We start from the raw sequence: 13,008 nt of genomic DNA, 5'->3' as shown, positions 1-13,008 counted from the left end.
GTGGGTGCCGTGTCCGGCGGGCGGCGTGGGCGTCCGCCGGACACGGCCGGGCGGTGCCGCGGGCACGGCGGGCACCACCAGCCAGTTCCTTGGTGAAAGGACGGCGAGTCCCATCGTCGGCCCCGCCGGATACGGCGTCAACAACTTCCGGAAAAATATCGGTAGTCGGTTAGGCCGGGGCGGCGCTGTCCCGGATGACGAGTTCGGTGGCGAGTTCCACCCGAGGGCTCTCCACCTGCTCGCCCCGGGCCAGCCGCAGCACCGTCCGCGCCGCCAGCATGCCCATCTCGGCCAGCGGCTGCCGCACCGTGGTCAGCGGCGGCGAGCACCACCGCACCTCCGGCAGGTCGTCGAAGCCGACCACGCTGATGTCGTCCGGTACCCGCAGACCCCGTTGCCGGACCGCCTCGTACACGCCCAGCGCCATCTGGTCGCTCGACGCGAAGATCGCCGTCGGCGGCTCGGTCAACCCCAGCAACCGCGCCCCACCGTTGAACCCGGCCTCGTGGTAGAAGTCGCCCGGGCAGACCAGGCTCTCGTCGAAGGACAGCCCGGCGGCCTCCAGCGCGGCCCGGTAGCCGTCCATCCGGGCCCGGCTGCACATCAACTGCGGCGGCCCCGCGATGAACCCGATCCGCCGATGCCCCAGCCCGATCAGATACTCCGTCGCCCGCAGGCCTCCCGCCCAGTTCGTGGCGCCGATGGTCGGCGCCTCCCGGGCCGGCAGTCCGTCCGCGTCGACGATCACCACCGGGATGCTCAGCCGACGCAGTTCGGCCTGCAGGGGCGGCTCGACCATCGAGGTCACGAAGATCACGCCTTCGGTGCCCCGCCGGCGCATGCCGTCGAGCCACTGCTCGGCGGAGGAGGTCTGCCGGTGGATGGCCGAGACGACGGTGCCCACCCCGACGGCGTGCGCCACATCCTCCACACCCCGGATGATCTCCACCGCCCACGGACTGTCCAGGTCGTTGAAGACCAGGTCCACCAACCCCGAGCTGGCCCGCATGCTCGACGGCCGACGCCGGTAACCATGCCGCGTCAGCAACTCCTCCACCCGCTCCCGGGTCTGCGGAGCCACATCCGAACGACCATTGATCACCCGGGACACCGTCGGCACCGACACGCCCGCCAGGTCCGCTATCGCGGATATTGTGATCTTCCGGGTGTCTCTGGCAACCACGGCACTCCCCACCCAACCGGTACGGCGACAGCCCGCACCATGCCCCGGGGCGGCCAGGACGGGCAACCAGCCGCCCGCCCACACCCTAGTGCCGGAAATTTCACTCGACTATCGGTAGTTGGCGCAGTTCACTCCGCGGACCCCCGGTCGGCTCGTGGCGCGCACGAACTGTCCCGGATGACGAGTTCGGTGGCGAGTTCCACCCGAGGGCTCTCCACCTTCTCGCCCCGGGCCAGCCGCAGCACCGTCCGCGCCGCCAGCATGCCCATCTCGGCCAGCGGCTGCCGCACCGTGGTCAGCGGCGGCGAGCACCACCGCACCTCCGGCAGGTCGTCGAAGCCGACCACGCTGATGTCGTCCGGTACCCGCAGACCCCGTTGCCGGACCGCCTCGTACACGCCCAGCGCCATCTGGTCGCTCGACGCGAAGATCGCCGTCGGCGGCTCGGTCAACCCCAGCAACCGCGCCCCGGCGGAGAATCCGGCCTCGTGGTAGAAGTTGCCCGCCTGGATCAACCGGTCGTCGATCGGGATCCCGGCGGCCTCCAGCGCGGCCCGGTAGCCGTCCATCCGGGCCCGGCTGCACATCAACTGCGGCGGCCCCGCGATGAACCCGATCCGCCGATGCCCCAGCCCGATCAGGTACTCCGTCGCCCGCAGGCTCCCCGCCCAGTTCGTGGCGCCGATGGTCGGCGCGTCCTGGGCGGGGACACCCGCCGGGTCGACGATCACGGCCGGGATGTTGAGCCGGCGCAACTCCGCCTGCTGTGGCGGTTCGAGGGTGGAGGTGACGAAGATGACCCCCTCGGTGGACCGGGTGCGGATGTTGTCCAGCCACTGCTTGGCCGAGGACGAGCGCCGGTGGATGGCCGAGACGACGGTGCCCACCCCGGCGGCGTGCGCCACATCCTCCACACCCCGGATGATCTCCACCGCCCACGGACTGTCCAGGTCGTTGAAGACCAGGTCCACCAACCCCGAGCTGGCCCGCATGCTCGGCGGCCGACGCCGGTAACCGTGCCGCGTCAGCAACTCCTCCACCCGCTCCCGGGTCTGCGGAGCCACATCCGAACGACCATTGATCACCCGGGACACCGTCGGCACCGAAACCCCCGCAAGGCGGGCGATGGCCGCAATGGTCACTGTCCGGTTGTCGTTGGCACCCATGCGCCCTCCATACTTCGCTCACTCCTCGACGCTGCCGGCGGGAGCGCCGACGAGCTGACGAACGGCGGCGGCGCGGTGCCCGAGCGCCGGCGACGCCCGCTACTGCTTCTTGGCCACCCTGGTGATGTCCTTGACGATCTGGTCCGGCCGCTTGGTGCCCGCGATCAGCTGCGCCACGCTCTCGTTGACCTGCGCGCCCACCTCCGGTGGGTACGCCTGGTCGAGGTAGAGCTGGAAGCCGGTCGCGATGCCCAGGTTCGCCGCCACGACCTGGTTGTTCAGGTCCTTGATCCCGCCGGCCGCGGCCTGGTTGGTAGGCAGCACCGCGCCGGTCTGCGCGGCCCGGCGCTGGTTCCTCGCCTGGAGCAACGTCCGCAGGAAGTCAACGGTGGCCGGCGGTGCGTCACGGCCGACCACGAAGCCGTTGCCGCCGCCGAACGCGTCGGTTGCCGAGCCCTTGCCGTCCTCGACGGCCGGGAAGGGGAAGAAAGCGAGCCGGTCACCGAGACCACGCTTGCTGGTCGAGGAGGATGCCTGAATCGACGGCGCCCACTGGCCCATCAGCTCCATGGCGGCCTCCTCGTTGCCCATCGTCGCGGCCTGCCCGGTCTCGGATCCGTACTCCGCGCGCAGGTAGCCCTTCTGGAACGGCTCCATGTCGACAAGTTCCCGGAGGCGTTCACCGGCGGCGACGAAGACCGGGGTGTCGAAGTTGCGGTCCTCGGCCGCGCGTTGCAGCGCTTCGAGGCCGCCGATCCGCATCGCCAGGTACGCCCAGTAGTAGTGCCCGGGCCATTTGTCCTTGCCGCCGAGCGCGATCGGGGCGATGTTGACGGCCTTGAGCTTGGTGACCGCCACAAGCAGCTCGCTCCAGGTCTTCGGTGGCGTCTCGATGCCGGCCTTGGCGAAATGGTCCCGGTTGTACCAGAAGCCGACCATGCCGATGTCGAACGGGATTCCGTAGATCTTGTCGTTCACCGTGTACGGCTGCAACGAGGCGGGCAGCAACTGCCCGATCCACCCCTGGACCTCGCTGGTGATGTCCTTGACCAGGCCGGCCTCGACCTGCTGTTGCAGTGCGCCGCCGCCCCACGACTGGAACAGGTCCGGCGGCAACGCGGCCTCGACCGCACCGTTCAGCTTGGTCTTGAATGCCTCGACCTCCAGCGGCTGCACGTCGACCGTGACGTGGGTGTGCGCGCCTTCGTACTGCCGGGCCAGATCAGCCCAGACGCTGAGCATCGGCTCGGCGTCCTGGACGTGCCACCATCTGATCTTCTGCGGGCTCGCGGAGGCGCCGCCGTCCCCATCCCCGCAGGCGCCGAGCAGGAGCGCGCCGGCGCCCGCGCCGGCCAGCCCCAACAGCGACCGGCGGGTGAGGTGCGATGTCATGGTTCATCCCTTCGGGAGGCGTAGTAACGCGGAGGGAACACCGCCGCGATCAGCGGCGGTCATGAAAGCGGGATCGCAAGTTTCGCTTCGATACCGATATTTTCGACGTGATGGCCGGCACGTTACGACGGCCTTGCGTCGCCGGTCAAGGGGGTGTCGCGAGCGGACGTCAGCCGATACCGTGAGCGCCATCCTGGCATTTCCGGAGTATTTCCGAGAAGAAACCGGGATCGTGACCTGAAGGAGTCGAACATGTCGACCGAGATCGCAGACGTGGCAATCGCCCGGTCGATCCGCAACCCTGTCCTGACCGGCTTTCATCCGGACCCGTCCATCCTGCGGGTCGACGATGACTACTATCTGGCGACCTCGACCTTCGAGTGGTATCCCGGCGTACGGGTGCACCACTCGAACGATCTCGTCCACTGGCGGGAACTCGGTGGCATCATCACCGAACGCCGCCTGCTCGACCTGCGCGGCTGCGGCGACTCCAACGGGATCTGGGCACCCGACCTCACGTACCACGACGGGCTGTTCCACCTTGTCTACAGCGACGTCGCCAGCTTCGCCAGCGGTTACTGGGACGCACAGAACTTCCTCACCACCGCGCCGAGCATCACGGGACCGTGGTCGGACCCGGTACGGCTGCACTCGCACGGCTTCGACGCCGCGCTGTTCCACGACGACGACGGCACCTCCTGGCTACTGGCGATGAGTGCTGACTGGCGGCCGGGGCGCGACCGCTTCGGTGGCATCGAGATTCAGCAGTATGACCCGGCCCGGCGGCAACTGGTCGGCCGACCCCGGATCATCTTCACCGGCACCGAGGTCGGTCTGACCGAGGGACCGCACCTCTACCGGCACGACGGCTGGTACTGGCTGGTCACCGCCGAGGGCGGCACCAGCTGGGAGCACCAGGTCACGGTGGCCCGGTCGCGGGAGCTGTTCGGACCGTACGAGGTGGACCCGGCCGGGCCGCTGCTCACCTCGGTCGGCCGCCCGGACCTGACGCTGCAGAAGGCCGGCCACGGCAGCCTGGTACGCACCCAGCACGGCGAGTGGTACCTGGCTCATCTGGTGGCCCGTCCCTACACTCCGCTCGGCAACTGCGTCCTCGGTCGGGAGACCGCGATACAGAAGGTCGACTGGTCGCCGGGCGGCTGGCCGTGCGTGTCCGGCCGGGTGCCGGCCGACGAGATCCCCGCCCCGGACCTGCCGGCCCATCCGTGGCCCGACGAGCCGGCCACCGACCACTTCGACGCTCCGCGACTGGGTGCCGGCTGGTCGACCCTGCGTCGACCGGCGACGGACGACTGGATCGACCTGCGCTCCCGCCCGTCGTATCTGCGGGTGCACGGCGGCCAGTCCCCCGTCGGTAAGCAGACGCCGAGCCTGGTCGCGCGGCCGGTGGGCGCGGTTCGTTGCTCGCTGGAGACCGTCGTCGAGTTCGACCCGGGCGACCACCGGCACCTGGCGGGCATCACCGGTTACTACAACACCGAGAACTGGCACCACCTCTACCTGACCCGGGCCGACGACGGACGGTCCGTGCTGGAGCTGCTCAGCTGCGACGGTGGCCACCGCACCGCGTATCCACAGCTGACCGTCGACACCGGCGGCCGGCTGCGGGTGGGCCTGCGGGTCACCTTCGACGGCCCGGTGCTGCACTTCGCGTACGACCTGGGTGACGGTTGGCGACGACTGCCGGTGGAACTGGACGCCACCATCCTCTCGGACGAACACGCGGCCCGGATCGTCGACGGCGAGCCGGCGGCCTGGGGCTTCACCGGCGCCCTGCTCGGCCTCTGGGTGCAGGACATCGGCGGCGACGGCCGCTACGCCGACTTCGACCACGCCACCTACCTCGAACACTGATCTGCATCGACCTGCCGCCACGCCGACCGATCGACCCGCTGCCGACCGGGTCCAGGGCCCCGGGCCGGCTCGACCCCGTCCACGGAACCCGCGGGAGCGAGCCGGCCCGGCCACTTTCCGCGCGATGTTCGGCGGCTCAGCCGGGCCGCGAAGCCGGAGGTTGGATCCGGAAGTTTCCGGTTGTAAACCGGACGTTCCAGCAGTGCATACGACCGACTTCCGGAATTTTTCGTGGTTGACTGCGGGCATCGATAGCCCTAACGTTTCGGCCAAGTTACCGATCGACATCCGGAAAAATATCGGCGCTCCTCCCGGGCACATGCCACGTCCGGCCCAGCGCGCCACGCAACGCTGCCAACCTGCTCAGCACCGGCCCGAACCCGGCACTTCATGATCGACTTATGTCGATCGAAGATCGAGAGGAATGCAGATGAAGTTGAGACGGTGGATGGCCGTCGGTGCGGTCGCCGTCGCGACCGCAGCGACATTGAACATGGTGCCGGCCACGGCCGGCCGGCCATACGACCCGACCGCACAGACCCTGGGCGCCCTCGGCCTGCGCCATGGCCTGCAGATCGGGACCGCGGTCAGCGCGGACGCCCTGAACGACACCGCCGACCCGGAGTACCGCAAGATCGCCGCCTCCGAGTTCGTCTCGGTCACCGCCGAGAACGCCATGAAGTGGGAGAGCCTCGAACCCACCCGCGGCACCTACAACTGGGAGCCGGCCGACCAACTGGTCAACTTCGCCAAGCGCAACCGCCAGAGCGTACGGGGTCACGTACTCGTCTGGCACAACCAGTTGCCGCAGTGGCTGACCGAAGGCGTCGCCGACGGCTCCATCAGCAAGCAGGAGCTGCGCGAGCTGCTGCGCAAGCACATCACCACGGTGGTCAAGCGCTACAAGGGCAAGATCTGGCAGTGGGATGTCGTCAACGAGGCGGTCAGCGACCCCTGGGACACCCCGCCCACCCTGCACTACAAGGGTTTCTGGGCCGAGAACCTCGGGCCCGGCTACATCGCCGACGCGTTCCGGTGGGCCCGCGCCGCCGACCCCAGGGCGCTGCTGTTCTACAACGACTACAACATCGAGGCGTTCGGCTCCGGCAACCCGGCCGACGACAAGACCCAGTTCGTCTACGACATGGTCAAGCGGCTGCGCGCCCAGGGCGTACCGATCGACGGGGTCGGCGCACAGGGCCACCTCGGCACCCAGTACGGCAACTTCAACACCTTCCAGGTCACCGAGGCGCTGAAGAAGTTCACCTCGCTCGGCGTGGCGACCGCGTTCACCGAGGTCGACGTCCGCAGCCAGATGACCGAGGCGGTCCAGGCCGGCAACTCCGAGGAGATCAACCCGAGGTTGCAGGCGTCGGCCGCCAACCACAGCGTGCTGATGAAGGCCTGCCTGCTCGTCCGCAGCTGCCTCTCGTACACCGTCTGGGGCTTCAGCGACAAGCACTCCTGGGTGCCGGGCTGGTTCGACGACCCGCCGGAGGGCCTGGCCACCATCATGGACGAGAACTACCAGCCCAAGCTGGCCTACCACGAGATCAAGTCTGACCTGATCCTCGCCGGCCCGCCGTTCGTCCTGCCCCGCATCGCACCCAAGCCCCGCCGCTGACCCTCGTCACGGCGGGCGGACCAGCCATCCACCACCAGCGGGCCGTGTGGGGCGCTCGGCGCCCCACACGGCCCACCACCCAGCGGAAGGTCCGACCGATGTCGTCCACCACGCAGCCCCTGCGCCCACCGCGTGCCGCGTCCAGGTTGGACGTCGGACCGCCACCGGTACGCCCCACCGAGGTGATCGGCACCGAGCGGGTCATCTGCCTCACCTTCGACGACGGACCGCACCCGGAGCACACCCCGCGCCTGCTCGACGTCCTGGCCGCCCACCACGTGCGGGCGGTCTTCTTCCTTCAGGGCGACCGGGTCATCGAGCACCCCGAGCTGGTACGCCGAATCGTCGCGGCCGGGCACGCGCTGGGCAACCACAGCATGCACCACGACGACATGGGTTCCTGGACCGCCGGCCGGATCGCCTCGGACCTGCTGGAGACCAACGCGGTCATCCGCCACGCCGTCCCGCACGTCCGGGTCCCCTATTTCCGGGCACCGTACGGAACCTGGGGCCAGACGCCCGGCGTGGCCACGGCGCTCGGGATGCGGCCGATGGCCTGGCGGCTCGCCGTCACCGACTGGGAGCCGCCCGGTACCGACGAACTGCTGCGGCGTCTCGTCGAGGGTGTCGCACCGGGCGCGGTGGTGCTGCTGCATGACGGCGGCGGCGACCGCAGCCAGACCGTCGACGCCGTCGACCGGGCCATCCCCACCCTGCACGCGGACGGCTGGCGCTTCGCCCTGCCCACCAGCGCCGACGGTCGCTGAGGATCGCCGAATAGGAACCGCGTTGTTCCCAGTTCACGGCCCAGATGTGCCAGTCACAGCAGTACGCCGACTGGCGCCGTCGTAGCAATTGCGCAACCGGTGTGGCAGGACGGCCTCAGCGCAGCGTCGACTGCCTCTGGATCAGTTCGAAGTCGACGACCATCCTCCGGGGCGCCGGCTGTTCCTCTCGCGGCACACCGTCGAACTGGAGCTGGATCCGCTCTTCCAACAGGACGACTGCCTGGTGTGCGATCACGTCGCGGCCGGGGTCGATGGTGCTCAGCGGAGGTCGAGAATAGTTCGCTTCGTCGATGTTGTCGAAGCCGATCAGCAGGACGTCCTCGGGAACCCGTAGGCCGCGGTCCTGAAAGGCGGCGAGCGCACCCAGCGCGAGTGTGTCGGCGAACGCCACAACCGCGTCGGGCTTGACGCCGCTGTCCAGGATGCGAGCGATCGTCGTGGCGCCGGTGGAGTGGAAATAGTCGGGTACACCGATGGTCGCGCGTGGGTCGACGTCGAGCCCTCGTGACCGGAGGGCGTCCCGGAAGCCCTGGAATCGCAGCGTTCCGCTGCTCGGCGACGGGTCGTCCTTGACTCCCAGGGGAACTACCGTGGTCGCACCCCGGTCCAGGACGTGCTCGGTCGCCGCACGTGCTCCCTCGACGTTGCTCATCGTGACGTGGTCGAGGCCGCCATCGAACACCCGCTCACCCAGGAGCACGAGGGGGAAGTCGACGTCGAACAGCGGGAGGTCTTTCTGGCCCAGCGCGAGCGGGGAGTACAGCACGCCGTCGAAGCGTGACCGGTAGCTGCCGTCCAGTACCCGCAACTCGCGGTCGCGCTCAGCGTTGGTCTGCTCGATGAAGACGGTCAGGCCTCGCCTGGACGCCTCTCGCATGACAGCGTCCGCAAGTTCGGCGAAGTACACAACGCGCAGCGACGGCAGCACCAGAGCGATCGCCCCGGTCCGGCCTCGGCTCAGGTTCCGCGCCGACACATTCACGTGGTAGCCCAGCTCACGGATCGCGTTGTCCACCCGCTCGCGGGTTTCCGGACGCACGTACTGATAGCCGTTGAGAATGTTGGACACCGTCTTGATCGACACCCCGGCGAGTCGGGCAACGTCGCGCATCGTCGCCGACCCGTTGGTCTTGCGTGCCACGGCCTCTCCCGCCGCTCGTCGATTCGCGGCCAGCGTATAAGTCGCCCCATTCACGACCCCCGGACGCAGCGGCCGGCCCGCCCGATCCGGGGCGGGCCAGCCGCGTGACGCGAGGTCAGTTGATGGTCAGGGCGATGGTGTGAACGGAGCCGCGGACCGGGTCGATCTGCAACTCGTAGGCACCCCGGGCGAGCCCGCTGGTGTTCCAGTTGAAGATGTACTGGGCTCTGCCAGCGCTGTAGCGCGCGGTGTTGTCCGCCCTCTTTCGCACAGGTGTTGCCGGAACGCGGTTGCCGGCCACACCGTCGGTCTTCTTCACGAGGTAGAGGCGCGGCCGCGCGTCGGTGACCGTCTCGCCGTCTGCGTCGGTCAGGGTGAACTTGACCGGCACGGCGCGTCCGGCTTTGACGATGTCGGAGCCGTCGCCGGCCAATGGTGGCCGCACCCCGCCGAACCGGTACTCAGGCGCGAAGATCCGCGGCACGAAGTCGATCAGATCCGCCATCCAGATGTCGAAGCCATGCGGTCCGACCCAGGTGCCGGCGTACTCGTACTCGATGCCCTGGGAGGTCAGCCACTGCATCGTGTTCTGGGTGAACGTGTACGTGAAGTCGACGTCACCGGAGTACAGCCTTGCCAGCTTGGTGCCTTCGTTGATCGCCTCGGCGTCGACGCCGCTGGGGTAGGAGAACAGGAACCCCGAGAAGACACCGACGTAGGCGAACTCGCCCGGGTGGCTGAGCCACGTGCTGAGGGTGTTCATGCCTCCCCACGACAGACCGGCGAGCGCCTGCTCATCCGGATCAGTCGAGATGTTGTACTTGTCCGCCGCGGTTGGCATCACGTGCTGGCTGAGGTCGGTCCAGAAGTCGACGCCATTCTGGTCGGGCATGACCACGACCATCGGCACCATTGTCCCGTTGAGGTAGTGGTTGTCGAGAATCTGCCTGGCCCGCCCGGTCTCGAGCCAACTGCCGTAGTTCTGGCCCCCGCCGTGGTACAGGTACAGCACCGGGTAGGCAGCTTCGCGGTCAGGATCGTAGCCTGGCGGCGTCCACACGTACGCGTAGCGCTCTGCGCCCTGGCCTCCGTCGTAGGTCATCAGCGCGACCTCGCCGCCCCTGCCTTCGGGGACATCGGCCAGCATCGCATCGGACTCGCCTGGCACGAAAAGCTGCGACTCCATCACGTGGGTGTTGACGGTGTCGGCGGGGTCCTTCTCGTCGACGCCGTCGACCACGTACCGGTAGTAGTAGTAGCCGTCGAGCGGTCCAATCGTCGTGCGCCAGCGGCCGTCGGGCTGCTTGTCCATCGGGATCCGGAACCACTGGCCATTCGGAGCCCAGTTTCCCCAGATCGTGACGTCCTTCGCGCCAGCCCACTGGGTGCCGGTCTCGAACGTGACGATGCCGTGCGGGTCGATGTGCGGGGTCGTGATCGACCCGGCCGCCGGAGGCTCGTACGGCCGGGTCAGCGCGCGGTGTCCCTTGCTGGCACCGTGGCGGACGACCTTCTGTCCGAAGAGCCGAGCGGCGAAGTCTCGCAGATTCGCCCGCCACGCATCCCAGGTGGCGCCGTCGTCGGGGTTGACGCCGTCGAACTCGAACTTCACTCCGGACCTCTTCAGGCCCACCAGCAGGTCGTAGTTGTCGTTGTAGGACGGATCGAGCGTGTTGCCGACGTACACCCGGAGCAGTTTGGTGCCCTTGTTGATCGCCTTGGCCGCCGCCCTGGTGATCCGGCCGTCGACAGAGCCGGAGAAGGAACCGACGTAGGCGAATGCGCCGGGATCGCTACGGAGGATGCTGATCGCCTGCTCGGCACCCGTGGCGACACCGGCCAGCGCCTGACTCTTGGGCCGAGACGAGATGTTGTAGCCGGCCCGTGCTGCGGGGACGATGGCAGTGAGCAGCTCGGCGCGGGGGTCGGCGGAATTGGCGTCAGCCATCACGACCACCATCGGCTTGGCGTCCCGGCCTGCGACCAGGTTGTCGAGGATCTGCTTCGCCCGGCCAAGTTCCAGCCACTCACGAGCTGTCTGGCCCTCGCTGCTCAGCAGGTACAGGACCGGGTACGCCTCGGCCCGGGCGGAGTCGTAGCCGGGTGGCGTCCACACCAAGGCGGTACGGTCCTCCGCCGCCGTCGCGCTCGGGTAGGACAGTTCCTCCACCGTCCCGCCCGCAGCGATGTCGTCCATCCACGCGACCGACTCACCCGGTACGAAGAAGGTGTTCCAGCTTGGCTTCGACGTCACCGCCACCGGGCTGCCCGGCTGACGGAAGGACACCTTCGACCTGTCCTGCATGGTCGCGGTGTACTGGTAGTGGTACAGCCCGGGCTCGAGCGGACCGACGTTCGCGGCGTAGTCCGAGCCGCTCGGGTCGAGCGCGAGCGCCGACCAGGTGCCGCTCGGGCCGATGTTCGCCTCCAGTTCGAGCGTTGCCGGCGTTCCGCCGACGATGCTGCTGGCCTGCGACTGCGGCACCTTGAAATAGTGATAGACGTCGTCGTTCGAATGCCACGTGTCGGTCGCGGCAGCCGCCGGGGCGGCCGCGTTGACTGACACCGCCACCAAAGCCGCAGCTGCGACAAGGCTGGTCATTCGGGTGCCCCTGCTGTGTGACATCGCGTTGCTGCTCCTCTCAGAGCGTCAAGGCCTCCCGCATCGAAGGCACGCGCCTCGCCATCGAGATCGGCCACCGAGACCTTCCCGACAGCCGCGACGGACTACATCCACAGCAGTCAATACATTTCCTACACCGGTGTAGAGCGAATGGCAAGACACCTCTTCATGCCCCACGACCTCCGTGGTGGACGTTGTACTCGACATCGCCGGACTTCTCCCGACAGCGAAGGGGTCACCCACGGGCGCGCGACCCGGCTGCGGCGGCGCTGTCGAATGTCGTCCTCGAGGTGTTCGGCCAGTTCCCGCTCCAGCGCGCGGACGCCGAGGTACTCGCCGACGGTTGCGTGCAGAAACCGAACTGTCGCCGGGCCCGCCGTTCACAGGACACCGAATGCCGCGCGGCGCACACGGACAGGTCAATCAGATCGCAGCCGAAGCCCGACAACCTCCCGGGGCCTGGCCCCGAAGGCGTACAAGAACTGTCTGCACGAACCACCCAAGAACGACCTGACCAGCGGCTTCACCGCCAGCGCGGGCTACGTCTGGGTACGCGCGTTTCGGGTGGGCGATACTGGGTTTGAACCAGTGACCTCTTCCGTGTCAAGGAAGCGCGCTCCCACTGCGCCAATCGCCCGTGGAGATCGGCGACACCGGCAGGTGTGGCCGAACCGCGAGCGGACGACGGGATTCGAACCCGCGACCCTCACCTTGGCAAGGTGATGCGCTACCAGCTGCGCTACGTCCGCCTGCTCCCGACAAGCGCCGGGAACGGGCCCACTGTACCCGATGACAAGATCGCTGGGGACGCCACCCCCGGGACGGCCGGTGATTGCGCCGCTCCTGACCCGGGTACAGACCCCTCCCGACAGCACACCGCACCCCCCGGACAAAGGAGGCTGTCATGGGTATCGGTACCAGCATCTTTCTGTTGGCGCTCGGCGCCATCCTCACCTTCGCGGTCAACGCCAGCATCGGCGGGCTCGATCTTGACGTGGTCGGCTGGATCCTGATGGCCGCCGGCGTACTCGGCCTGATCCTGACCACGCTCGTCTGGGGCCGCCGTCGCCAGCCGGCCACCACCACCACCGACGAGCCGGTGGAGTACCGCCGGGTCGAGGAGCGGCGGGACGTCACGCCGCCGATGTGACCGGCGGGCGGTGGCGGTCACCGTACGGGGGCCGCCACCGCGACGCGTCGGCGACCCGGCGCGGCG

At 68.6% G+C, this 13,008-nt stretch carries 9 protein-coding genes and 2 tRNA genes; 4 read left to right on the top strand and 7 right to left on the bottom strand.

The genetic code is table 11. The annotated features are described in order from the left end of the window. Window positions 1–169 precede the first annotated feature (169 nt). From KBX00_RS20615 to KBX00_RS20605, 3 genes are all read right to left on the bottom strand, one after another. Complete coding sequence (locus tag KBX00_RS20615; protein WP_210829382.1) at window positions 170–1,183, bottom strand: LacI family DNA-binding transcriptional regulator; 1,014 nt, start codon at window positions 1,181–1,183, stop codon at window positions 170–172. Between the two features lie 128 nt (window positions 1,184–1,311). Further along, window positions 1,312–2,349 carry a LacI family DNA-binding transcriptional regulator gene (locus KBX00_RS20610; protein ID WP_210829380.1) on the bottom strand — a complete coding sequence of 346 codons (1,038 nt, stop codon included), beginning with the start codon at window positions 2,347–2,349 and terminating at the stop codon, window positions 1,312–1,314. A gap of 99 nt (window positions 2,350–2,448) precedes the next feature. Next, window positions 2,449–3,741, bottom strand: coding sequence for an extracellular solute-binding protein (locus KBX00_RS20605; protein WP_210829378.1), 1,293 nt, complete (start codon window positions 3,739–3,741; stop codon window positions 2,449–2,451). Between the two features lie 252 nt (window positions 3,742–3,993). Between KBX00_RS20605 and KBX00_RS20600 the strand changes: the two genes are divergently transcribed. From KBX00_RS20600 to KBX00_RS20590, 3 genes are all read left to right on the top strand, one after another. Beyond that, complete coding sequence (locus tag KBX00_RS20600; RefSeq protein WP_210829365.1) at window positions 3,994–5,616, top strand: glycoside hydrolase family 43 protein; 1,623 nt, start codon at window positions 3,994–3,996, stop codon at window positions 5,614–5,616. 430 nt (window positions 5,617–6,046) lie between these two features. Continuing rightward, on the top strand, window positions 6,047–7,240 hold the full coding sequence (locus tag KBX00_RS20595) for an endo-1,4-beta-xylanase (protein ID WP_210829363.1): 1,194 nt from the start codon (window positions 6,047–6,049) through the stop codon (window positions 7,238–7,240). A gap of 98 nt (window positions 7,241–7,338) precedes the next feature. Then, the gene (locus KBX00_RS20590) at window positions 7,339–8,007 is read left to right on the top strand and encodes a polysaccharide deacetylase family protein (protein ID WP_210829361.1); all 669 of its coding nucleotides are present in this window, start codon (window positions 7,339–7,341) and stop codon (window positions 8,005–8,007) included. A gap of 115 nt (window positions 8,008–8,122) precedes the next feature. Here KBX00_RS20590 and KBX00_RS20585 read toward each other — a convergent pair whose 3' ends face one another. From KBX00_RS20585 to KBX00_RS20570, 4 genes are all read right to left on the bottom strand, one after another. Next, the gene (locus KBX00_RS20585) at window positions 8,123–9,139 is read right to left on the bottom strand and encodes a LacI family DNA-binding transcriptional regulator (RefSeq protein ID WP_301548318.1); all 1,017 of its coding nucleotides are present in this window, start codon (window positions 9,137–9,139) and stop codon (window positions 8,123–8,125) included. A 145-nt stretch (window positions 9,140–9,284) separates the two neighbouring features. Next, on the bottom strand, window positions 9,285–11,654 hold the full coding sequence (locus KBX00_RS20580) for an alpha/beta hydrolase-fold protein (protein ID WP_210829359.1): 2,370 nt from the start codon (window positions 11,652–11,654) through the stop codon (window positions 9,285–9,287). Window positions 11,655–12,357: 703 nt separating this feature from the next. Then, window positions 12,358–12,429, bottom strand: a tRNA-Val gene (locus KBX00_RS20575). A gap of 39 nt (window positions 12,430–12,468) precedes the next feature. Beyond that, window positions 12,469–12,541 (bottom strand) — tRNA-Gly (locus tag KBX00_RS20570). A 155-nt stretch (window positions 12,542–12,696) separates the two neighbouring features. Between KBX00_RS20570 and KBX00_RS20565 the strand changes: the two genes are divergently transcribed. Continuing rightward, window positions 12,697–12,942 (top strand): DUF6458 family protein, encoded by a 246-nt coding sequence (locus KBX00_RS20565; protein ID WP_210829357.1) that lies wholly within the window; start codon window positions 12,697–12,699, stop codon window positions 12,940–12,942. Window positions 12,943–13,008: the final 66 nt, after the last annotated feature.

It is taken from the genome of Micromonospora sp. C95, assembly GCF_018070465.1.
Lineage (GTDB): Bacteria > Actinomycetota > Actinomycetes > Mycobacteriales > Micromonosporaceae > Micromonospora.
The sequence above is the reverse complement of the archived record's forward strand: the minus strand, read 5'-3'. Positions and strand labels throughout refer to the sequence as shown.

Coding starts and splice junctions, on each gene's coding strand:
- KBX00_RS20605 (WP_210829378.1), bottom strand. CDS start 3,741: ATGACATCGCACCTCACCCGCCGGTCGCTGTTGGGGCTGGCCGGCGCG.
- KBX00_RS20595 (WP_210829363.1), top strand. CDS start 6,047: ATGAAGTTGAGACGGTGGATGGCCGTCGGTGCGGTCGCCGTCGCGACC.
- KBX00_RS20610 (WP_210829380.1), bottom strand. CDS start 2,349: ATGGGTGCCAACGACAACCGGACAGTGACCATTGCGGCCATCGCCCGC.
- KBX00_RS20565 (WP_210829357.1), top strand. CDS start 12,697: ATGGGTATCGGTACCAGCATCTTTCTGTTGGCGCTCGGCGCCATCCTC.
- KBX00_RS20585 (WP_301548318.1), bottom strand. CDS start 9,139: ATGCGCGACGTTGCCCGACTCGCCGGGGTGTCGATCAAGACGGTGTCC.
- KBX00_RS20590 (WP_210829361.1), top strand. CDS start 7,339: ATGTCGTCCACCACGCAGCCCCTGCGCCCACCGCGTGCCGCGTCCAGG.
- KBX00_RS20600 (WP_210829365.1), top strand. CDS start 3,994: ATGTCGACCGAGATCGCAGACGTGGCAATCGCCCGGTCGATCCGCAAC.